Consider the following 20,792-nt stretch of genomic DNA (forward strand, 5'->3'; position numbering starts at 1 on the left):
TCGCTAGGGTTTCCGGTTCTCTCCGCCGGTGCCGGTGGTGGCGGAGGTCTTGTTCTTCGAGTTCATGCCTTCGGAAATGCTGGCGTGGACTTCCACCCGGTCATCGGCTTCATTGGGGTCACCGGTGCCGTCGGGAACAAAATCAGCGGCGTCCTTCACCAGTGCCTCCGCCGGATTGTCCGCTGCCTCGGCGGGATCCTTGCCGGTGTGCTTGCTGCTGTTCTCAGCCACGGTGTCCTCCTTCTGCGGGACCTGGGATCCCGCCGCATCAAACCATCAGTAGGCTTACTGTTTCAGGTTTATCACTGCCGTCGGGTTCTATCCAGCCTTCCGCACTTCCGGCCGGCGCGGCCGCCCGCGGTTAAACAACCCGCGCTTAAAGCAACGACGACGACGGCGGGGAGCCGTCGTCGTCGTTGGTGCGGGCCCGACGGGCCCGCAGGGGAAGGTGCTTAGCGCACGCCGCCCATCAGCTTCTTGATGGCGGGCGTGGCGGCGGCCAGGGCAACGCCAAGGACGATCGCCGTGATACCGCTGAACAGGAAGTAGCTGACTTCGGTGTCCGGGTTGTAGAACTGTGCCAGCCATCCGGCCAGCGTGGTGCCCAGTGAGACGGACAGGAAGAACAGTGCCACCATCTGGGTCCGGAAGATCGCCGGTGCCAGCTTGGTTGCCACGGACAGCCCGATCGGCGACAGGAACAGCTCAGCGAAGGTGAAGAGCAGCAGGATGCCGGCCAGGGCCAGCAGCGGGGTGCTGTTGGGGCCGCCGCCGGAGAACGGGATGAAGGCCAGGAATGCCAGACCCATCACAGCGAGTCCCAGGGCGAACTTCAGCGGGGAGGACGGCTGCTTGTCGCCCAGCTTGGTCCAGACGCCGGCAAAGACTGCGGCGAAGATGATGATGAAGATCGGGTTGATGGACTGCACGAAGCTCGGCGGCATCTCCCAGCCGAAAAGATCGCGGTTCAGCGAGGTGTCGGCGTAGATGGCTACAACGGTGAACTGCTGCTGGAACAGGGCCCAGAAGGCAGCGCTGGCGATGAACAGCGGCATGAAGGAGTACACGCGGCGGCGTTCAAGCTTGTTGACCTTCTTGCTGGTCAGGATCACCACGAAGTAGCCGATGGATGCCAGGATGGCCACCGCGGCCATGACCACTGCCAGGTTCTGGGCGGTCAGCAGGCCGAAGACGACGGCCAGGACAACCACGGCGAGGGCTGCAACGGTCCACAGGATCACCTTGGTGAACTGTGCGCGGGGCAGCGGGTTGCTGACCTCATGAGCAGATTCCGGCAGGTATTTGCGTGTCATGCCGTACTGGACGAGGCCGATGGCCATACCCAGGGCAGCCAGGCCGAAGCCGTAGTGGAAGCCGTATTCGCTCCAGGCCAGACCGGTCAGGAGCGGGCCCAGCAGGCCGCCGATGTTGATGCCCATGTAGAAGATGGAGAAGCCGGCATCGCGGCGTTCATCCTTCTCCGCGTAGAGCGTTCCGACGAGAGAGGTCGCGTTGGCCTTCACGCCGCCGGAACCGAGGGCGATGAGGATCAGGCCGGCGGCCAGTCCCGCGGCGCCCGGCAGGACGGCCAGCGAAATGTGGCCGAGCATGACAATGACAGCGGCGTAGAACAGTACGCGCTCGGAACCCAGCAGGCGGTCCGCGATCCAGGCCCCGAGGATGGTGGAGAGGTAGACGCCACCTCCGTATGCGCCGACAAGGCCGGTGGCGACGGCCAGGTCAATGCCCAGCCCGCCTTCCGTGGCCGTGTAGTACATGTAGTACAGCAGGATGCCCTGCATGCCGTAGAAGGAGAACCGTTCCCACAGCTCGACGCTGAAGAGGTTCGCCAACATGCGGGGATGGCCGAAAAAGGACTTGCGGGCCGGCGGAGCGGCTGAGGTGCTGGGATTAGAACTCACCCAAACATATTCGCACCGGAGTATGGGAGTCTCCAGCGGCGTCGGGGCTTAAATCTCCGCCCTGCGGCTTTTACAGCGGATTGGCGCGTGAGAAACATCACGAACAAATCGGCCCCACGGCACACTGTTACGGCATTCGGGCCGGACTCCGGGACGGAGCGGGATAAGATGTCCGGTTTACTTTTCCTGATGCTTCTCCAGCTGGGCCGCCACTGCCAGCAGCTGGGCCTCCGCCCCGGGCCGCCCGATCAGCTGAATACCCATGGAGAGACCCTCCGGGGTCCTCAGCGTTGGAACGGTGATGGCCGGAAGTCCGCACACGTTCACCATCGAGGTGTAGGGGGAGTAGCGGCACTGCCGCTCGTAGTCCTCCATGCCCCGTGCATCCGGGTCCCCGTCTTCGGCGTCGTTGTTCCAATACCAGCCAACCGGCCGCGGAGTCATGCCCAGCGCCGGTGTGAGGATCATGTCATAGGCGCTGTAAGCCCTGATGGTGTCCTCTTCGAACCGGCGCAGGATGTCCAGCGCGGACGCCAGCTCGGCACCCGTTCGCCGCAGTGCCCGGCGGCGGACCGCAGCCGTCAGCGGGGTGAGCTTTGTTTCGGCGCCTGCGGGGAGTTCCAGGTTGGCCAGCGATGCGGTCCATACGGTCTGGAAGGCCTCCGGGTACCGCGGATCGTAGCTGAGCCCGGCTTCCACGAGGTCATGCCCGGCAGCAGTGAGGCCCCGGATGCCTGCGTCCAGCGCCTCTGCGGCCTCAGGGTCCAGGATGATCTCCAAGCGGGAGGCGAACGGTGAGAGGGTGCTGACTCCGATCCGGAAGCTGCCGGCCGCACGCTGCGCGGCTGCCAGGAAGCTCTCCGTGACGGGTGCCGCCGAGGTTGCGTGGTGGTTGGGCCCGGCCACCATGGCATCCAGCAGCAGGGCGGCGTCGGCAGCGGTCCGGGCGAGCGGTCCGGCAACCACAAACTGCCCCAGATCGCTCTGTCCCGCACCGGCCGGAACGCGTCCGCGGTTGGGTTTCAGTCCGATGAGCCCGGTGGCCGCGGCCGGAATGCGGATCGAGCCGCCGCCGTCGGTTCCGGGAGCAAACGGAAGCATGCCCGCAGCCACAGCCGCGGCACTTCCTCCGCTGGAACCGCCGGGGCTGCGTTCCGGGTCCAGCGGATTGCGGGCCGGAGCACCCGCGAAGTTCTCGCTGTAACTGCTGAGCCCAAACTCCGGAACCTGCGTTTTGCCCAGGCTGATGGTCCCGGCCCTGCGCAGAACCGCCGGCAGGGGCCCGTCCTCATCCGGGATGTAGGGAGCCAGCGCCGTGGTGCCGAGGCTGGTGGGGATGCCGGCAACATCGGTCAGGTCTTTGTGGGCCAGAGGCATCCCGTGGAGCATCCGCAGCGGTTCCCCGCGGGCAAATCTTTCATCTGCTGCGGCCGCTTCCTTCAGCGCAGCTTCGGGCGTCGGCAGCAGGAAGGCGCCCAGGGCAGGGTTTAGTTCCTCGATCCGCCGGAGGTAATGGCCGGTCACCTCACGGGCACTGACCTCACCGGAGGCAAGGCGGTCCCGCCACTGCAGGGCAGTGGGGTCGGCCGGCGTCGGAACCGGGCCGGGCAGCGTGGAAGCGGGCATGTGACCTCCGGGACGGGGAATTATTTTCCGGGCAGGGCTCCCACTATAGGCTGGGAGGAAGTCGACGCCCGGGCCGGCGATCCGGCGCACCACAGAAGCCGCGGAACCGCCCGGTGCTTCGCCCGTAATGGCCCCACAGCAAGGACAGGAACCGGAAAATGGAAAACGTATCCGTAGGCGACATCAGCAGCGATGCCAAGATTCTGGACGTACGCGAAGACTACGAATGGGAAGCCGGCCACATTGACGGCGCCCTGCACATTCCGCTGGACGCACTGCCGGAACGCCTCGATGACCTGGATCCTGACCAGGATCTCGCCGTCATCTGCCGCACCGGCGGGCGCAGTGCACGTGCCACTGCCTGGCTGGAGTCCCACGGCTATTCGGCTGTGAACGTCAACGGCGGAATGGGTGCATGGCTTGAAGCGGGCAAGCCCATGGTCTCCGACAACGGGCAGGAACCCACCGTCGTATGAGTGCTTCGCTGGATGCACCAGCCGGCACGCCGGAAGCCGGAACAGTGATCTACACCTTCCTGGGACCCGAGGGGACTTTCACCGAGGCGGCCCTGCTGCAGGTTCCGGGCGCTGAAACCTCCACCCGGATTCCCGCCACCAGCGTGACCGCCGCCCTGGAGATGGTCCGCAGCGGCCGTGCCGATGCCGCTGTGGTTCCCATTGAGAATTCCGTCGAGGGCGGCGTCAGCGCCACGCTTGATGCCCTTTCCGCCGGCGGGCCGCTGCGCATCCAGCGCGAAATACTGGTGCCGATCACCTTCGTTCTGGCCGTCCGTCCCGGTGTGGACCTGGCCGGGATCACGTCCGTCTCCACCCACTCCCACGCGTGGGCGCAGTGCCGCGAATGGGCGGAGAAGAACATTCCCCAGGCGGAATACCTCCCGGCGTCCTCAACCGCGGCCGCTGCGACCGGTCTGCGTTTGGAGGAGCCGGGATACGACGCCGCCATCTGCTCACCACTGGTGGCGGAGCGGCTGGGCCTTGAAGTGCTGCGCAGTGACATCGGCGACGTCGCCGACGCAGTGACCCGCTTCGTGCTGCTCAGCCGGCCCGGCGTGCTGCCGGAGCCCACCGGAGCGGACAAAACAACTCTCGTGGTGCCTCTGCCGGAGGACCACCCCGGGGCGCTGATGGAAATCCTGGACCAGTTTTCGGCGCGCGGGGTGAACCTGAGCCGCATCGAGTCCCGGCCCACCGGCCTGTTTCTGGGCGACTATTTCTTCAGCATCGATGCTGACGGCCACATCCGGGATGCCCGGATGGCTGATGCACTGAAAGGCCTCCACCGGATCAGTCCGAACCTTCGGTTCCTCGGCTCCTATCCGCGGGCCGACCACCGTGAACCCGAAATTCCACAACACACCAGCGACGAGGCTTTCCGCTCCGCGGACCTCTGGCTTCAAGGGCTCCTGAAGGGTTAACCTCGGCGCAGGGGCTTTCCGGTAAGACAAGGCCCGCCTCCGGCACAAACCGGATGGACCGGATATGGATCGACCCGAAACGAGAACGCAAATGGTGCGGCTGCGGAGGAGCAACTGTGAGCATCCGGGATATTCGCGGCGGCGGTGGGGCCGCGGTTTCAGCTACCGGGGGCTGCGCGGCGACATTCTGAAGGAAAGGGAAACCCTGGAACGGATCCGCTCCCTGGCCATTCCTCCGGCCTGGACGGATGTCTGGATCAGCCCGTATCCCAACGGTCATATCCAGGCCACCGGAACGGACGCCGCCGGGCGGCGGCAGTACATCTATCATCCGCACTGGCGGGAGCTGAAAGACCGGGAGAAGTTCGACCGGTCTCTGGCCTTCGCCCAGGCTCTTCCGGCCGCCCGGCGCCTGATTACCAAGCATCTGCGCACCGAGGGCAGCGGCCCGCAGCGTGCCTATGCCGCTGCCCTGCGGATTGTGGACGCCGGTGCCCTGCGGATCGGCGGGGAGCGGTACGCCGAGGTCAACGGCTCCTATGGGACCACCACACTGCGGGTGGAACACGTCACGGTGCAGGGCAATGAGGTGAGGTTCGACTTTCCCGGCAAGAGCGGCCAGGAATGGCACACCGTCATTGAAGACCCCGACCTGGTGGCAGCCCTGGAGCCGATGCTCGCCCGGCCGGATCCGGACACCGCGCTTGCCTACCAGGGAGCCGACGGCCAGTGGCACAGCATCGCCGGATCGTCGCTGAATGCCTTCCTGAAAGAGGTGACCGGCGGCGACTTCACGGCCAAGGATTTCCGCACCTGGCAGGCCACCGTCGTCGCGGCCATGCACCTGGCCCGCGCCCACCCCCTGGCCACCACCAAGAAGGACAGGCAGAAAGCCGTAACCGCCACGGCCCGCAAGGTTGCCGACCACTTAGGGAACACCCCCTCCGTCGCGCGGAAGTCGTATATCGATCCCCGTGTGGTGGACCGGTTTTTGGACGGCGAGGTGATTGACGCGGCAGGGTTCTCGGCCTCCGAGACCGCGGTGCGGCTCATGCTTACCTCGTAGCCAGGTGACGCCGCCGGCTTTCCCGGTTTCCGCATTCGTAAGTATGCTGATGTTAAGAGTGCGGTGTTGTCCGCACACGCGGCACAGGATCGAAGGCGGTCCTGTCTCAACGTTCAGGAAGGTAAGCGCATGTCTGAATACCCCAATGAGGAAGAACAGCTGACCGACCCCAAGCCCAGCGGGCAGTCCACCGGTGACGACAACTGGCGCGGCGACGCCGGCGACCAGGGCAACGACATCCGCTTCGCCGAAGAAGAGCAGCTGATCCGCGAGCAGGCCTCGCCTGCATCGGTGAACCGCGAGGACGAGGGTGAGTACACCGACAAAGACGAAACCGACGGCGGCAAGCCGGCCAAGGAAGAGGGCGGCTACACCGACGCCGAAGGCACCCAGGACTCCTAGGGCTGCCTGACCGCCGCAGCCCCGTCCTGCTCGGCGGGAACCGCCGAGTTCCTTCCGCCGAACGGGCGGGGCCGCGGCCGGGCGGGTGCCGGAGACCGGATCAGCAGCGCCAGCGGGTTCACCTCCACGCGCACGCTGGTGGCGGTTCCGGTGACATCGCCGTCCAGCTGGGTCCGGGTGGGCTGGCCGACGCTGATTTCCACGGTTTTTGCCCTCCGGTGGTCAATCACCGGGAGGTCCTTGGGATATTTGGTGACCACCTTGCCCGCCAGCCAAAGCCAGCCGGCGAGGCTGCGCGGACTCATGACCACCACATCCAGCAGCCCGTCATCCATGCGGGCTTCCGGAATGAAGTCGATCCCGGCCGGCAGCCGGCCGATGTTTGCAAACAGGATGCTGCGCACCTTGCGCACCCGCGGCGGTTCACCGTCCAGGGAAATGGACATCTTGGTCCGCCGTCCGGGCAGGAGCCGGACCCCCGCCTCGCTGTAGGCCATCCAGCCCACACGTTCCTTCAGGTCGTCGCGGGTGGCCGCGAGGACCTCTGCATCCAGACCAATGCCTCCCATCACCAGGAACGCGCTGCTGCTGCTTTCCCCCGTGACGGAGTTTTCCTGGGTCATGGTGCCCATATCGATACGCCGTTCCTGCCCGTGCAGCGCGGTGCTGACGGCCGCCTGCAGATCCAGGACCGGCAGGCCGAGGTTTCTCGCGAGCAGGTTTCCGGTACCCAGCGGCAGCAGGCCCAGGGCTGCCGGGGTGTTGGCCAGGGCGCGGGCAACCTCCCGGACTGTGCCGTCCCCGCCGGCGGCAACAACGACGTCGGCCCCCAGCTGCACTGCGCGGCGCGCCTGTTCGAAGCCCGGGCTCTCCCGCGTTGTCTCCAGGACCAGCGGCGGGTCCCACCCTGCGAGCTCGCAGGCTTCCGCCAGCAGTACCCGGGCCGCCGGGGCCTGGACCTTAATCGGGTTGATGACCACGGCGACCCGCTGGTGGCCCGGTGCGAGCGTCTTGACGACGGTCCGGCGCGCGGCCCGCTGCCGCCGCCGTCGCACGGTCACCCACGCCAGGCACGCTGCAGCGGCGGCAAGGAGCAGTGAAAGCAGGATGATCAGGGGAGCGGACATAATGGTTCCCACCCTAACCCGGGTCCGTGCCCGGGCCTGCCGCGCTTTTGGGTACTCTTGAAGCGTGATCGATGTAAATGAGCTCCGCGAAAACCCCGAAAAATTCCGAGCCTCCCAGCGCGCCCGCCAGGCGGACGAGTCCCTGGTGGACGCGATCATTGCTGCTGACGCCTCCCGCCGGGATTCCCGCACGCGGTTTGAGAACCTGCGGGCCGAGCAGAATGCCTTCGGGAAGCGCGTGGCCAAGGCCAAGGGCGACGAGAAGCAGGCCCTTCTGGCCGAGGTCAAGGAACTGGCCGGCGCCGTAAAGGCAGCCGGCGCCGAAGCCGACGCCGCGCAGGCCGAGTCCGACGCCCTGCTGCGCCGGATCCCGAACCTGGTGCAGGACGGCGTTCCCGCCGGCGGCGAGGACGATTTCGAGGTCATCAAGACCGTCGGAAAGCCCCGCGACTTTGCCGCCGAGGGTTTCACTCCCCGGGACCATCTGGAAATCGGTGAGCTGCTGGGCGCCATTGACATGGAACGCGGCGCGAAGGTGTCCGGCTCCCGGTTCTACTTCCTGCGCGGAGTCGGTGCCCGTCTGGAGCTGGCACTGCTGAACATGGCGATGGACCAGGCCGTGCAGGCCGGTTTTGTTCCAATGATCACTCCCACGCTGGTCCGCCCCGAGACCATGCAGGGCACGGGCTTCGACGTGGCGCACGACGCCGAGATCTACCGGCTGGCCGACGACGACCTGTACCTGGTCGGCACGTCCGAGGTGCCCCTGGCCGGGTACCACGCCGATGAAATCCTGGACCTGAACGAGGGCCCGGTCCGCTACGCCGGCTGGTCCTCCTGCTACCGCAGGGAAGCCGGATCCCACGGCAAGGACACCCGCGGCATCATCCGCGTCCACCAGTTCAACAAGGTGGAAATGTTCATCTACACCAAGCCGGAGGACGCCGCCGCAGAGCATCAGCGGCTCCTGGCCTGGGAAGAGGAAATGCTGGCCAAGGTGGAGCTGCCCTACCGGGTCATCGACACCGCCGCCGGAGACCTGGGCATGTCCGCAGCCCGCAAGTTCGACTGCGAGGCCTGGGTTCCCACCCAGAACGCCTACCGGGAACTGACGTCCACATCCAACTGCACCACGTTCCAGGCCCGCCGCCTGAACATCCGGGAACGCCAGGACGGCGAGGGCAAGGGAACACGGGCCGTGGCCACGCTCAACGGAACCCTGGCCACCACCCGGTGGCTCGTGGCCATCCTGGAGCACCACCAGAACCCGGACGGCTCCGTCACGGTGCCTGCCGCCCTGCGGCCCTACCTGGGCGGACTCGAAGTCCTGCCCGTCCTGTAGCCGCTGTTGCCGGTGGGGTTTTTGTGTCCGGAAACGGGGCATGGATGTGAGGCGCGTCCTTTCATGATCAGTAGACATCTGTTTAAATGAGGCGATGACTACTTTGACGAATGCCGGCATCGAAGACCGGCAAGAACCCCGTATCCAACCGCACCTCGTGGCCCTGGACGTCGACGGCACCCTCGTGGACCACGACGGACACATGTCCGCCGGCGTGCGTGAAGCCGCCCAGGCGGCCAGCGCCGCCGGGCACCACCTTGTGATTGCCACCGGACGCTCCTACGGAGCAGCCCTGCCCGTCCTGGAGCGCATCGGCATCACCAAGGGTTACTGCGTCTGCTCCAACGGCGGCGTCACCCTCGAGATAGACACCTCCCTGCCGGACGGCTACCGCGTCCTGGACCGGGTGGTCTTTGACCCGTCGGTGGCACTGGACGCCCTGCGGGTGAGCCTGCCCACGGCCAAATTTGCGCTCGAGGACTCCTACGGCAACTTCCTCTCCACCGAGCGGTTCCAGGACGCCAGCTTCGGTGTGGAAGCCCAGCCCGTCGACTTCGAGCGGCTGCGCAGCGCCGAGGCCGTCCGCGTAGTGGTCTTCAGCACCGATTCAACAGCCGAGGAATTCGGTGAGGCGGTGCGGGCTATCGGGCTGCACGGAGTCACCTATTCCGTGGGCTGGACCGCCTGGCTGGACATCGCCGCCGAGGGCGTCACCAAGGCCAGCGCCCTGGAAAAGATCCGCAGCGCCCTGGACATTGACCGCAAGCACACCCTGGCAATGGGCGACGGCCGCAACGACATTGAAATGCTGGGCTGGGCGGGCCGGGGAGTGGCCATGGGCCAGGCTCCGCAGGAGGTCATGGAAGCAGCCACTGAAGTGACGGGAACCGTCTACGAAGACGGGGCAGCGGTCATCCTCCGCGGCCTGGCAAACCCGCAGGCGTAAGGAAACACCTCAGGCCCGTACCGCTGCCGTCCGAAGCCCCGGGCGGCAGGCGTGCGGGTCAGTACGCCAGCGCCGCCGGCGGCAGGGCAGCCGGTCCGTAGCAGAGCGACAGGAGCCGGGCGGCAGCCGGACGGGTTGCCCACTCCTCCTGCCAGTGGGAACGCACCACCGCCTTGCTGACGGCCTGGGTGGTGATGCCCAGGACCTCGGCCACGTATTTCTGCTGGCCGCGGGCGCCCGGCGTCATCAAATCCAGGACCTTCCACTCTGCGTCGGTCCGGCTGGCAACGATCTGGCCCAGCAGCCGCAGGACGGCCTGGGCCTCGCCGGCAACCTCCATGTCCGGCCCGTCGACGGCCAGCGGAATGCGTTCGCCGGTTTTCCGTGCCCGGTCCACCGCGCGGCGGGCGTACACCAGCCCGAAGCCGTCATTGTCCAGAATGGACTGCATCAGCGGCGGGTGCAGCTCTCCGACGCCGATCCCCACATTCCAGCGCCGCTCCCGGATGGCGGTCAGCGCCGCCTCCACGGCTGCCGGGGCATCGGCCAGGACTCCCTGCGCTTCGTCGCCCACCGAGCGCTGAAACGGAACTGCGGCAGGCAGATGCCGCAGCGAGCGGATCAGATCCGGGACGAGGTCGCCGGATTCGCGGGTGTCCCGCTGATTGATGGTCAGCACGTAATGCATGGCATCAGCATGCCAGAGGCTCGGGAAAACAACCGGTTTCGGTTGCGGCGCGCCCTGTTCTCCCGAAAAGCCCCTCCCGAAGAGCTCCCCGCGCAAACGACGACGGCGGCCGCCCCGGAATGGGGGCAGCCGCCGTCGGGCGTTTGCCGGGCCGGACGCCGCGGGGCGCCGGCCGGAAGGGACGTGCTAGTTGTTCTTGGGGTCGGCGTCGACGTCGCGGCCCTGGGGCTCGTCCTCTTCGCTGCCTTCGCCGATGGCCTCGAAGCGCTTCAGTGAGGCTTCGACCTCGGTTTCGGCGGCTTCGCGGCCGGCCCAGTCAGCGGCTTCAACCCACTTGCCCGGCTCCAGGTCCTTGTACTTGGTGAAGAAGTGCTTGATCTCATCGAGCAGGAAGTCGGAAACGTCCGAGATGTCCTGGATGTGGTCAAAGCGGGGGTCTACGGGGACGCAGAGGACCTTGGCGTCTCCGCCGCCGTCGTCCACCATGTTGAACACGCCGATCGGGCGGGATTCCACCAGGACGCCGGGCATCAGATCGAAGTCCTGGAGCATGACCAGGGCGTCCAGCGGATCGCCGTCTTCGCCCAGGGTGTTTTCGAAGTAGCCGTAGTGCGTGGGGTAGGCCATGGACGTAAAGAGGATGCGGTCCAGGCGCAGGCGGTGGGTTTCGTGGTCGATTTCGTACTTGACCCGGGATCCCTTGGGGATCTCGATGGTGACGTCGAGTTTCATGGATACTCCTCTTGCGCGGCACCGTGCGGGTACCGCAAAACGGGTTGGCGAACGCGGCGTCAACGAAAACAGTGCCGTGAACGTAGGCTGATCAACACACCGGCAACCGCAGAACTGCCCGCGTCCGTGCGGGCTGCGGCGTCGGTCTAGTCTTAAAGATATATGTCTTGGTCCCCATTCACTGTCTTAGGCAGCGGATGCAGCTAACGGAAAGCAATGGTGAAGCGATGGCTCGGGTGTTTACCGGCCTCCTGCTGACCCTGGTCCTGGCCGTGCTTTTCGTTCCGCTGGCGTTGTACGCCGGACCTCCGGTGCTCGCCGCGCTCCGCTCCGAGCAGCCCCCGCGGCAGGTAGTGGTGCCCTCCTATCAGCAGGGCCCGAGCCGGCTGGCATCCCTGGGCGAGGAATTCCCGGTGCCCGCAGGTGCAGGTTCCGCAGCCCCGGATCCGCAGACGCTGAAGGAACTGCTGGACGCCGAGCTGACTGTCTCCGGAAGCGGCACTTTCCACGGCGTCGTGCTCGACACCCTGTCCGGGGAGGTCCTCTACGACCTGGACGGCGGCACCGCCGTCACGCCCGCCTCCAGCCTCAAGATCCTCACGGCTGCTGCCGCCCTCTCGGAGCTGGGGGCGGAGACCACCTTTGAAACTGTTGTCTACGCCGGAAGCACCCCGGACACCATCGTCCTTCGAGGCGGAGGAGACGTCCTCCTGACCGCCGGCAAGTCGGACGAGGAACAGGTCACGGGCCGCGCCGGGCTGCAGACCCTCGCCGATGAAACGGCGGCCGCCCTGGCGGAGCGGGGGACCGCGGGCACGGTCCGCATCCGGGTCGATGACACGCTGTTCAGCGGGGACACCCTGTCACCGGCGTGGAGCAGGGAAGACGTGGATGCCGGGGAAATGGCGCCGCTCTATCCGCTGGCCATCAATTCGGCATGGGCAGCGGAGGGGGCCTCCTCCGGCCTGCGGACCGACGACGCCGCGCTCGCGGCTGCCGAAGCCTTTGCCGCCGCACTTGAAACGTCGGCCGGGGACTACGGGATGACGGTCGATCCGGCCATTGAACGCGGCATCGCAGGGGACGGGGCGCAGCGGCTGGCGGCGGTGGAATCGGCTCCCGTGTCCGATCAGGTGCAGCACATGCTGCTCACCTCCGACAACTACCTGGCCGAGGCACTGGCCCGGATGAGTGCCCTGGCCGCCGGCCGGGAGGGGACGTTCGAGGGCGGAACGGAAGCAGTGTCGGCAGCGGTGTCCCGGCTCGGCGTCGACACGTCGTCACTGGTGCTGGCTGATGCCTCCGGGCTGGGCGGCGGAACGGAGATCTCCGCCCTGCAGCTGGCCGGGACGGTGCAGGCGGCGCTGACGTCCGCTGAAGATGACGTTCGGATGCTGCCCTACTCCCTCCCCGTCGCCGGATTGAGCGGAACCCTCGCCTCCCGATTTTCCGGGGATGAAGAGGAGGATTCACCCGCCGGCGTCGTCCGGGGGAAAACCGGAACCCTTTTCGCGGTGACCTCGCTCAGCGGGTTCGTGACGGATGCCGACGGCCGGCTGCTGTCCTTTGCCTTTGTGGCAAACGGGCTGGAAGCCAACACGGCCCAGGCCCGCGCCGCCGTGGATTCGGCAGCCACCGTCCTGGCCGGATGCGGCTGCCGCTAAGGCGTTTGGCGTTCAGCGAACCCCTCTCCAATTCCGGGGAGCGTGTGGTCTGATGGATGGATGGAGAGCTATCAGCGCCACCCCGCCCCAGCCGCCCCCGATCTGGTGAATTGGGACCTGGCCGCCGGAACGGCAGCCACCCTGGTGTCCGCCGGTCCCAAGATGTCAGCCCGTGAGATCCGTGACGCCGTCACGGAGCTGCGCGCCCTGGCAGATGAAGCAGTAACCCACGTACACCGCATCACCGGGCTGGAAGCTGCCCGGGACCTGCGGGATTCCGAGGTGCTCGTGGTGGACCGCGCCTCCTGGGCCAAAGCCAATTCCCGCAGCTTTGCCGCCCTCATGAACCCCGCCCTGGACCATCTGGCCCGAACCCGGCCCGAGCAGCTGAAGAACGCCAACACGGCCTTCAGCGGCACGGTCACCGGCGCCCAGCTCGGCGCCGTGCTGGCCTTCCTGTCCTCGAAGGTGCTCGGCCAGTACGATCCCTTCTCGGCCAAGACCCCCGGCGGCCCCTCCGGTGGACGGCTGCTTCTGGTGGCTCCGAATATCATCAGCCTGGAGCGCGAACTCAACGTGGTTCCGGCTGATTTCCGGTTGTGGGTATGCCTTCACGAGCAGACCCACCGGGTGCAGTTCGCCGCGGCGCCCTGGCTGCGCGACCACATGCTGGAGCAGATTGGCCTGCTCACCAACGGCCTGATGGACAAGGCGCAGACCTTGTCCGAACGCCTGGGACAGGCCGCCAAGACCCTCACCTCGCCGGCCGCCCGGGAGGCACTGACCGGCGGACCCGGCGGTGACGTCCCCAAGCGCCCGATGGACATCATGTCCCTGCTGCAGGACCCCGAGGACAAGGAGCGGATGTCCCACCTGACCGCTGTCATGTCCCTGCTGGAGGGCCACGCCAATGTGGTGATGGACGCCGTCGATGCCCGGATCGTTCCCAGCGTGAAGACCATCCGGCAGCGCTTTAATGCCCGCGGTAAAAGCCACGGCTGGCTGGACCGCTTCTTCCGCCAGATCATGGGGCTGGACGCCAAAATGCGCCAGTACAAGGACGGCGAGAAGTTTGTCCGCGCCGTGGTTGACCGTGCCGGCATGGACGGGTTCAACCGGGTCTGGGAAGCCCCCGCACACCTCCCCACCGAAGCTGAAATCCACAATCCGTCCCTCTGGATGACCCGGATGGGACTGTAACCGCACGTGCACATGCAAGAAGCCGACTTTTCCGCACCCGATTTCCCCGCTCAGGCCCAGCCGCACCGCGGCCGTCCACGCAAACGCCTGAACCCGACCCTGGGCAAGGCCCGCAACATGATCCGGGAGGCGCTGGAGGACGCAGGGCTCGCGCCCCGCGGGACTGCTTCCGCTCCGCCTCCGCTGCTGCTGGTTGCGTGCAGCGGCGGGCCGGACTCCCTGGCGCTGGCCGAAGCGGCGTCCTTCTTTGCCCGCCGCGGTGATTACCGGGTGGGTGCAGTCGTCGTGGACCACGCCCTGCAGCCCGGATCCGCCGACGTAGCCGCCGCTGCCGCGCAGAAGCTTCGCGGCATGGGTCTGGACCCGGTCCAGGTGCGCACAGTATCGGTGCCTGCAACCGGCATGGGGCCCGAGGCCGCGGCCCGCACCGTGCGCTACGAGGCCCTCGATGCCGCCGTGGAGGAAACCGGGGCCGACGCCGTACTGCTCGGCCACACCCTGGACGACCAGGCTGAACAGGTGCTCCTGGGCCTCGCCCGCGGCTCCGGCACCCGGTCCCTGGCAGGCATGCGTGCCGTGCGGGGCAAATACCTGCGCCCGCTGCTGGGACTGCGCCGCAGCGAGACCGAAGAAATCTGCGAAAGCGAAGGCCTCGACCCCTGGTTTGATCCCACCAACTCGGATCCGGCCTTTGCCCGGTCCCGGGTCCGGGCGGAGGTCCTGCCGTTCCTGGAAGAGAAACTGGGCCCGGGAATCGCCGAGGCACTGTTCCGTTCCTCACGTATCCTGGCCAACGACGCCGACTACCTCGACACCGTAAGCGCCGAAACCCATGCAAGGCTGCGCATCGTGCCGGGCGGTGCGGAGGACACGGAAACGCAGGCTGCCGGCACCGTCCTGTTGCCCGAAGCACAGCTGCGTGAGCTGGCTCCCGCCGTGCGCCAGCGCGTCCTGGCCCTGGCCGCCGTCGAGCTCGGAGCCGCCCAGCCCAGCTACGAACGGCTGCGGTCGGTCGAGGCGCTTCTGCGCCGCACCGGCTCCGCCGGTCCCGTGGAACTCGTCGGCAAAGTGAGCGTCTACCGGCAGGTGCGCACAAATCCGGTTCCCCAAGGCCCCTCCGGCTATGGCAATCTTGTCTTTAGGAAAAAGAGCAGCACCTAAAATCCAGCTGCAACATCTCGTACCCGGGAGCCATTCGTGGATTCACACGACGTCCAGTCAGACCTCAAGCACGTTCTCTACACCAAGGAACAGATCGAAACGCGGGTGAGTGAGCTCGCAGCAGAGATTGACCGCGACTACGCCGGGCGTGACATCCTGCTCGTCGGTGTGCTCAAGGGCGCCGTGATGGTCATGGCGGACCTTTCCCGCGCCCTGCACAGCCACGTGACCATGGACTGGATGGCGGTATCCTCCTACGGTTCCGGCACTCAGTCCTCCGGCGTGGTCCGGATCCTCAAGGACCTGGAAACAGACCTCCTGGGCAAGCATGTGCTGATCGTCGAGGACATCATCGACTCCGGCCTGACCCTTTCCTGGCTGCGCACCAACCTGCAGTCCCGCGGCCCGGCCAGCGTCGAAATCTGCACCCTGCTGCGCAAGCCCACCGCCGCCAAGGTCGAAATCGACGTCAAGTACGTCGGATACGAGATCCCGAACGAGTTTGTTGTGGGCTACGGACTGGACTTCGCCGAGCGGTACCGCAACCTCGATTTCATCGGAACCCTGGCACCGCACGTCTACGAGTAAAACCGGCAGCGGAGCAGACAGCACCGGACGGCGGCCAGCAGGCCGCCGTCCGGTTCTGCATCCGCGATCAACATCACTGCGGCGTGCTACGCCCAGAGGGAACTTTCCGGGTATTGGGGACGTGTTCTTTCAGGTAACGGTGTATAGCTAGTTGAAGCATATTTCCGCGCAATATCAGCGTTGTTGATCAGGAGGGACGGGGCGTACGCCCTGACGACGAATGAAATCTAAGAACTTCTTCAAGGGGCCGGGCATTTGGATAGTCCTGGCATTGGCCCTTCTTGTGCTCATTCTTCCCAGCCTTTCCCAGAGCGGGGCAACAAAGGTGGACACCAGCGTGGGGCTGGAGATGCTCAAGAACCGAGAGGTGGAGCAGGCCAAGATTTACGACGGCGAACAGCGCGTCGACCTGACGCTCCGGGAGCCGTATAAGGACAGCAGCGGCAAGGAGACCGAGAACGTCCAGTTCTTCTTCGGCACCGCCCGCGGCGAGGACATTGTCGCAGCGGTGAATGACTCCGGCGCCGACGGCTTTACCGACCAGCCGGTCCAGACCAACTGGTTCACCAGCTTCCTGGGCCTGTTCCTGCCCTTCATCATTCTCGGCGTCATCTTCTGGTTCCTGCTCTCCCGCATGCAGGGCGGCGGCTCCCAGGTCATGAAGTTCGGCAAGTCCAAGGCGAAGCTGACCAACAAGGACATGCCGCAGGTAACCTTCGCCGACGTTGCCGGCGCGGATGAAGCCGTCGAAGAGCTCCACGAAATCAAGGAATTCCTCCAGGACCCGGCCAAGTTCCAGGCCGTGGGGGCAAAGATCCCCAAGGGCGTGCTGCTTTACGGCCCTCCCGGCACCGGTAAGACCCTGCTGGCCCGTGCCGTGGCCGGCGAGGCCGGCGTGCCGTTCTACTCCATCTCCGGTTCCGACTTTGTCGAGATGTTCGTCGGTGTGGGTGCTTCCCGCGTCCGCGACCTCTTCGAGCAGGCCAAGACCAATGCCCCCGCGATCATCTTCGTTGACGAGATCGACGCCGTCGGCCGCCACCGCGGTGCCGGCGTAGGCGGCGGCAACGACGAACGCGAGCAGACCCTGAACCAGCTGCTGGTGGAGATGGACGGCTTTGACGGCAACACCAACGTCATCCTGATTGCCGCCACCAACCGCCCCGACGTGCTGGACCCGGCGCTGCTGCGTCCGGGCCGCTTCGACCGCCAGATCGGCGTCGAGGCTCCCGACATGCAGGGGCGCCTGCACATCCTGCAGGTCCACGCCAAGGGCAAGCCGATGGCCGACGGCGTCGACCTGGAAACCGTTGCCCGCAAGACGCCCGGCTTCACGGGTGCCGACCTCGCCAACGTCCTGAATGAAGCGGCCCTGCTGACTGCCCGCTCCAACGCGCAGCTCATCGACGACCGCGCCCTGGACGAAGCCATTGACCGGGTCATCGCCGGACCGCAGAAGCGCAGCCGGGTGATGAAGGAACTGGAGCGCAAGATTACGGCCTACCATGAGGGCGGACACGCCCTGGTGGCAGCGGCCCTGCGCAACACGGACCCCGTCACCAAGGTGACCATCCTGCCGCGTGGCCGGGCCCTGGGTTACACGATGGTGCTGCCGCAGGACGACAAGTACTCCGTCACGCGCAACGAACTTCTCGATCAGCTCGCCTACGCCATGGGCGGCCGGGTGGCCGAAGAAATCGTGTTCCACGACCCGTCCACCGGTGCGTCCAACGACATTGAAAAGGCCACGTCCACGGCCCGGAAGATGGTCACCCAGTACGGCATGAGCGAGCGGATCGGTTCCGTGAAGCTCGGCAGCGGCGGAGGCGAACCCTTCCTGGGACGCGACATGGGCCAGGAACGGAATTACTCCGACCAGGTTGCCTACGTGGTGGACGAGGAAATCCGGCGCCTGCTGGACAACGCCCACGACGAGGCCTACCAGATCCTCACCGAAAACCGGGATGTCCTGGACCGGCTGGCCCTGGAACTGCTCGAGCGTGAAACCCTGAACCAGGCCGAAATTGCCGAGGTCTTCCACGACGTGCGCAAGCGCGACGTCCGCGAAGTCTGGCTCTCCAAGCCCACCCGCCAGGTCCACAGCCTGCCGCCGGTCGTCTCCGCCAAGGAACGGCGCGAGGCCGCAGCGGACGGCAGGCCGAATCCGGACACCGTCTCGCCGCAGGACCAGATTGCGGACGCAGACCTGCCCCAGGACTTCGATGTATCCGGCAACGGGCTGCCCCAGCCCGAAGGCACCGGATCCGGACACGCGGGACAGGGCGGCACCGTCGGCCGGACCGACGGCACGGAAGAATCCGCTCCGAACGACCGCTAGAACACGGCTGTCAGCAAGCGGCCCGGCACTTTGTGCCGGGCCGCTTTGCTGTGTCGGTTCGGGCGGCCCCGCCGGAGGGCGCCGCAGGAGCCGCCCCGGGCAGCAGCCACGGTAGGATCGACCAGTGACGGATTTCGATGATGAACTGACTGCGGAGGACATCCCCGCTTCCCCGGCCCCGGTGGACCAGCCCCGGATTGAAAAAGCGGTCCGCGAAATTCTCCTCGCAATCGGAGAAGACCCGGACCGGGAAGGGCTGCAGGACACACCCAAGCGGGTTGCGAAGTCCTATGCGGAAATTTTCGCCGGCCTGCACCAGAGCCCGGTGGACCTGCTGGCAACCACCTTTGCCCTCGAACACGAGGAGATGGTGCTGGTGAAGGACATCCCGTTCTTCTCCACCTGCGAACACCATCTGGTGCCCTTCCACGGCACCGCCCACATTGGCTACATTCCCTCCAAGGACGGCAAGGTCACCGGTCTGAGCAAGCTCGCCAGGCTGGTGGACGTGTACGCGCGCCGGCCTCAGGTCCAGGAGCGCCTGACAACCCAGATCGTCGACGCGCTGATGGACAACCTGGACCCCCGCGGTGCCATAGTTGTCATTGAATGCGAACACCTTTGCATGTCGATGCGCGGAGTGCGCAAACCCGGAGCCAAAACCGTCACCTCGGCGGTACGCGGCCAGCTCCGGGAGACCGCAACACGTGCAGAAGCAATGAGCCTCATACTCGGACGATAGGACGCCACCACCCCATGGATTCACTCGCCGCCGCTCCCGGAACCGGACCAGCCACCTCACCCCTGCCGCTGGTCCGCCCCGTGCGGGCGCCCCGCCGGTTCACAGACCTTCCGGCCGACCGCACCCTGGTCATGGGCATCCTGAACGTCACGCCGGATTCCTTCAGCGACGGCGGGCAGTTCGGGCAGGCTGACCAGGCCATCCAGGCCGGGCTGAAAATGCACTACGACGGCGCCGACATCATTGACGTGGGCGGCGAATCAACCCGCCCCGACTCCGTCCGGATCAGTCCGGAGGAGGAGCAGCAGCGCATTCTTCCCGTGGTGGAAGCACTGGTGAAGGCCGGCGCACTGGTCAGTGTGGACACGATGAACGCTTCCACCGCCGAAAAGGCCATCGCAGCCGGCGCCGCCCTCATCAACGATGTCTCGGGCCTGGACGTGGATCCCGGCATGCCCGCACTGATCGCCCGGACCGGCGTTCCGTACGTGCTGATGCACAGCCGCGGCGCGGTCCGGAGCAGCGACCCGCATGCGGAGTATGACTCCGTCGTCGAGGACGTGATCACGGAACTGACGAAGCTCCGCGAGCTGTTTTATGCAGCCGGCGCAGCGCCCGAACAAATCATCCTCGATCCCGGACTGGGGTTCTCCAAAGACGGCAGCTCCAACTGGGAGCTGCTGCGGAACATCGACCGGCTCAACGGGCTGGGCCACCGGGTACTCATCGGGGCTTCCCGGAAGCGTTTCCTCGGGTCCCTGCTCGCCAGCTCGGGCAAGGCGGCGGCACCGCTGGAACGCGACGGCGCCACCGCGGCCGTTAGCGCACTGGCTGCCTTCTCCAACGTCTGGTGCGTCCGCGTGCACAACGTCGGCCTCAGCGTCGATGCCGTCAAAACCGCCGCAGCCTGGAAGGGATAGGACATGAGCGTTTCCGGCACAGCCACCCGCGACACCATCACGCTGACGGGAATCACCGCCCGGGGATTCCACGGCGTCTTCGAGGACGAGCGGCGCAACGGCCAGCCCTTTGTGGTGGACGTGGTGCTGCACACCGATCTGCAGCCCGCCGGCCTCAGCGATGACCTGACGAAGACCGCACACTACGGCGAGCTCGCGGAGCAGGTTGCTGCCATCATTTCCGGGGAGCCGCTGAACCTGATCGAGACACTGGCCGAGCGCATCGCTGCGGCGGTCCTGGAAAGCTTTGCCGGAATCGGAGCCGTCGACGTGACAGTCCACAAGCCGCAGGCACCGATCACCGTTCCGTTCGGCGACGTAGCGGTCACCATCCACCGGGACCGGCCGTGACGGGCGCCGCCGCGGTGACTGCGGTCCTGGCCCTGGGCAGCAACCTCGGCGAAAGCCGCGACACCCTTTCCCGGGCCGTGGCCGAACTCGCGGACCATCCCGGCGTGCGGCTCCAGGCGGTGTCCCCGGTGGTGCGGACCCGTCCGGTGGGCGGCCCCGAGCAGCCCGACTACCTGAACCTGGTGGTCTCCGTGGAGACCGATCTGCCGCCGCACGACCTGCTGGCGCACTGCCAGAGTGTGGAAAACGCCCACCATCGGGAACGCGAGGTGCGGTGGGGTCCCCGGACCCTCGACGTCGACATCATCACCTACGGGGACCTGGTGCTCGACGACGAGACCCTCACCATCCCGCATCCGCGCGCCGGCAGCCGTGCCTTTGTGCTGCAGCCGTGGGCCTGGATGGACCCGGACGCCAAGCTGTCGGGAACCCCCGTGGCCGAACTCGCCGCCCGGGCCGAGGACCTGCCCGGGCTGGAAATCTTCGAGGGAGACTGATCC

At 66.5% G+C, this 20,792-nt stretch carries 21 protein-coding genes; 15 read left to right on the forward strand and 6 right to left on the reverse strand.

The window, feature by feature from the left end; all coding sequences use genetic code 11:
- Positions 1-3: 3 nt before the first annotated feature.
- The 3 genes from M1D40_RS00305 to M1D40_RS00315 form a co-directional block, all read right to left on the reverse strand.
- A complete protein-coding gene (locus M1D40_RS00305; protein WP_461169794.1) occupies positions 4-231 on the reverse strand; it encodes a hypothetical protein in 228 nt (75 codons plus the stop codon).
- 221 nt (positions 232-452) lie between these two features.
- On the reverse strand, positions 453-1,856 hold the full coding sequence (locus M1D40_RS00310) for a peptide MFS transporter (RefSeq protein WP_461171087.1): 1,404 nt from the start codon (positions 1,854-1,856) through the stop codon (positions 453-455).
- 243 nt (positions 1,857-2,099) lie between these two features.
- Positions 2,100-3,548 (reverse strand): amidase, encoded by a 1,449-nt coding sequence (locus M1D40_RS00315; protein WP_461169795.1) that lies wholly within the window; start codon positions 3,546-3,548, stop codon positions 2,100-2,102.
- A gap of 158 nt (positions 3,549-3,706) precedes the next feature.
- Here M1D40_RS00315 and M1D40_RS00320 point away from each other — a divergent pair, with 158 nt between their 5' ends.
- The 4 genes from M1D40_RS00320 (at position 3,707) to M1D40_RS00335 (ending at position 6,454) form a co-directional block, all read left to right on the forward strand.
- Positions 3,707-4,024, forward strand: coding sequence for a rhodanese-like domain-containing protein (locus tag M1D40_RS00320; protein WP_341394613.1), 318 nt, complete (start codon positions 3,707-3,709; stop codon positions 4,022-4,024).
- On the forward strand, positions 4,021-4,986 hold the full coding sequence (gene pheA, locus M1D40_RS00325) for a prephenate dehydratase (RefSeq protein ID WP_461169796.1): 966 nt from the start codon (positions 4,021-4,023) through the stop codon (positions 4,984-4,986). Before M1D40_RS00320 ends, pheA begins: the two co-directional genes overlap by 4 nt.
- A 64-nt stretch (positions 4,987-5,050) precedes the next feature.
- The gene (locus M1D40_RS00330; RefSeq protein WP_461169797.1) at positions 5,051-6,052 is read left to right on the forward strand and encodes a DNA topoisomerase IB; all 1,002 of its coding nucleotides are present in this window, start codon (positions 5,051-5,053) and stop codon (positions 6,050-6,052) included.
- A gap of 129 nt (positions 6,053-6,181) precedes the next feature.
- Positions 6,182-6,454 (forward strand): hypothetical protein, encoded by a 273-nt coding sequence (locus M1D40_RS00335; RefSeq protein WP_461169798.1) that lies wholly within the window; start codon positions 6,182-6,184, stop codon positions 6,452-6,454.
- Here M1D40_RS00335 and M1D40_RS00340 read toward each other — a convergent pair.
- Positions 6,451-7,581, reverse strand: a complete 1,131-nt coding sequence (locus tag M1D40_RS00340) for a diacylglycerol/lipid kinase family protein (RefSeq protein WP_461169799.1) — start codon at positions 7,579-7,581, stop codon at positions 6,451-6,453. The genes M1D40_RS00335 and M1D40_RS00340 overlap by 4 nt on opposite strands.
- Before the next feature lie 64 nt (positions 7,582-7,645).
- Between M1D40_RS00340 and serS the strand changes: the two genes are divergently transcribed.
- A complete protein-coding gene (gene serS, locus M1D40_RS00345; RefSeq protein WP_461169800.1) occupies positions 7,646-8,923 on the forward strand; it encodes a serine--tRNA ligase in 1,278 nt (425 codons plus the stop codon).
- Positions 8,924-9,017: 94 nt separating this feature from the next.
- Complete coding sequence (locus M1D40_RS00350) at positions 9,018-9,869, forward strand: HAD family hydrolase (protein ID WP_461169801.1); 852 nt, start codon at positions 9,018-9,020, stop codon at positions 9,867-9,869.
- A gap of 58 nt (positions 9,870-9,927) precedes the next feature.
- On the opposite strand, the gene M1D40_RS00355 is transcribed toward M1D40_RS00350, so the two are convergent.
- On the reverse strand, positions 9,928-10,557 hold the full coding sequence (locus M1D40_RS00355; RefSeq protein ID WP_461169802.1) for a hypothetical protein: 630 nt from the start codon (positions 10,555-10,557) through the stop codon (positions 9,928-9,930).
- A 186-nt stretch (positions 10,558-10,743) separates the two neighbouring features.
- Positions 10,744-11,289 (reverse strand): inorganic diphosphatase, encoded by a 546-nt coding sequence (locus M1D40_RS00360; RefSeq protein WP_341394621.1) that lies wholly within the window; start codon positions 11,287-11,289, stop codon positions 10,744-10,746.
- A gap of 197 nt (positions 11,290-11,486) precedes the next feature.
- Between M1D40_RS00360 and dacB the strand changes: the two genes are divergently transcribed.
- From dacB to folK, 9 genes are all read left to right on the forward strand, one after another.
- A complete protein-coding gene (gene dacB / locus M1D40_RS00365) occupies positions 11,487-12,953 on the forward strand; it encodes a D-alanyl-D-alanine carboxypeptidase/D-alanyl-D-alanine endopeptidase (protein ID WP_461169803.1) in 1,467 nt (488 codons plus the stop codon).
- 60 nt (positions 12,954-13,013) lie between these two features.
- Positions 13,014-14,153: a zinc-dependent metalloprotease gene (locus M1D40_RS00370; RefSeq protein ID WP_461169804.1), complete on the forward strand. Its 1,140-nt coding sequence runs from the start codon at positions 13,014-13,016 to the stop codon at positions 14,151-14,153.
- A gap of 12 nt (positions 14,154-14,165) precedes the next feature.
- Positions 14,166-15,314 carry a tRNA lysidine(34) synthetase TilS gene (tilS, locus tag M1D40_RS00375; RefSeq protein ID WP_461171088.1) on the forward strand — a complete coding sequence of 383 codons (1,149 nt, stop codon included), beginning with the start codon at positions 14,166-14,168 and terminating at the stop codon, positions 15,312-15,314.
- Positions 15,315-15,350: 36 nt separating this feature from the next.
- Positions 15,351-15,902, forward strand: coding sequence for a hypoxanthine phosphoribosyltransferase (gene hpt / locus M1D40_RS00380; protein ID WP_341394624.1), 552 nt, complete (start codon positions 15,351-15,353; stop codon positions 15,900-15,902).
- A 220-nt stretch (positions 15,903-16,122) separates the two neighbouring features.
- On the forward strand, positions 16,123-18,240 hold the full coding sequence (ftsH, locus tag M1D40_RS00385; protein WP_461169805.1) for an ATP-dependent zinc metalloprotease FtsH: 2,118 nt from the start codon (positions 16,123-16,125) through the stop codon (positions 18,238-18,240).
- A gap of 124 nt (positions 18,241-18,364) precedes the next feature.
- Positions 18,365-18,982: a GTP cyclohydrolase I FolE gene (gene folE / locus M1D40_RS00390; protein WP_341394626.1), complete on the forward strand. Its 618-nt coding sequence runs from the start codon at positions 18,365-18,367 to the stop codon at positions 18,980-18,982.
- A gap of 14 nt (positions 18,983-18,996) precedes the next feature.
- Positions 18,997-19,902, forward strand: a complete 906-nt coding sequence (folP, locus tag M1D40_RS00395; protein WP_341394627.1) for a dihydropteroate synthase — start codon at positions 18,997-18,999, stop codon at positions 19,900-19,902.
- 3 nt (positions 19,903-19,905) lie between these two features.
- Positions 19,906-20,292, forward strand: a complete 387-nt coding sequence (gene folB, locus M1D40_RS00400; RefSeq protein ID WP_461169806.1) for a dihydroneopterin aldolase — start codon at positions 19,906-19,908, stop codon at positions 20,290-20,292.
- Entirely contained in the window at positions 20,289-20,789 is a 501-nt protein-coding gene (gene folK, locus M1D40_RS00405; RefSeq protein ID WP_341394629.1) for a 2-amino-4-hydroxy-6-hydroxymethyldihydropteridine diphosphokinase, read from the forward strand. Before folB ends, folK begins: the two co-directional genes overlap by 4 nt.
- Positions 20,790-20,792 lie beyond the last annotated feature (3 nt).

This window comes from Arthrobacter sp. Z1-15, assembly GCF_054792395.1.

Excerpts from the sequence above, each read along its gene's own strand:
- M1D40_RS00310 (WP_461171087.1), bottom strand. The coding sequence starts at position 1,856 with ATGTTGGCGAACCTCTTCAGCGTCGAGCTGTGGGAACGGTTCTCCTTC.
- M1D40_RS00315 (WP_461169795.1), bottom strand. The coding sequence starts at position 3,548 with ATGCCCGCTTCCACGCTGCCCGGCCCGGTTCCGACGCCGGCCGACCCC.
- M1D40_RS00320 (WP_341394613.1), top strand. The coding sequence starts at position 3,707 with ATGGAAAACGTATCCGTAGGCGACATCAGCAGCGATGCCAAGATTCTG.
- pheA (WP_461169796.1), top strand. The coding sequence starts at position 4,021 with ATGAGTGCTTCGCTGGATGCACCAGCCGGCACGCCGGAAGCCGGAACA.
- M1D40_RS00330 (WP_461169797.1), top strand. The coding sequence starts at position 5,051 with ATGGATCGACCCGAAACGAGAACGCAAATGGTGCGGCTGCGGAGGAGC.
- M1D40_RS00335 (WP_461169798.1), top strand. The coding sequence starts at position 6,182 with ATGTCTGAATACCCCAATGAGGAAGAACAGCTGACCGACCCCAAGCCC.
- M1D40_RS00340 (WP_461169799.1), bottom strand. The coding sequence starts at position 7,581 with ATGTCCGCTCCCCTGATCATCCTGCTTTCACTGCTCCTTGCCGCCGCT.
- M1D40_RS00350 (WP_461169801.1), top strand. The coding sequence starts at position 9,018 with ATGACTACTTTGACGAATGCCGGCATCGAAGACCGGCAAGAACCCCGT.
- M1D40_RS00355 (WP_461169802.1), bottom strand. The coding sequence starts at position 10,557 with ATGCATTACGTGCTGACCATCAATCAGCGGGACACCCGCGAATCCGGC.
- M1D40_RS00360 (WP_341394621.1), bottom strand. The coding sequence starts at position 11,289 with ATGAAACTCGACGTCACCATCGAGATCCCCAAGGGATCCCGGGTCAAG.
- dacB (WP_461169803.1), top strand. The coding sequence starts at position 11,487 with ATGCAGCTAACGGAAAGCAATGGTGAAGCGATGGCTCGGGTGTTTACC.
- M1D40_RS00370 (WP_461169804.1), top strand. The coding sequence starts at position 13,014 with ATGGAGAGCTATCAGCGCCACCCCGCCCCAGCCGCCCCCGATCTGGTG.
- tilS (WP_461171088.1), top strand. The coding sequence starts at position 14,166 with ATGCAAGAAGCCGACTTTTCCGCACCCGATTTCCCCGCTCAGGCCCAG.
- ftsH (WP_461169805.1), top strand. The coding sequence starts at position 16,123 with ATGAAATCTAAGAACTTCTTCAAGGGGCCGGGCATTTGGATAGTCCTG.
- folP (WP_341394627.1), top strand. The coding sequence starts at position 18,997 with ATGGATTCACTCGCCGCCGCTCCCGGAACCGGACCAGCCACCTCACCC.
- folB (WP_461169806.1), top strand. The coding sequence starts at position 19,906 with ATGAGCGTTTCCGGCACAGCCACCCGCGACACCATCACGCTGACGGGA.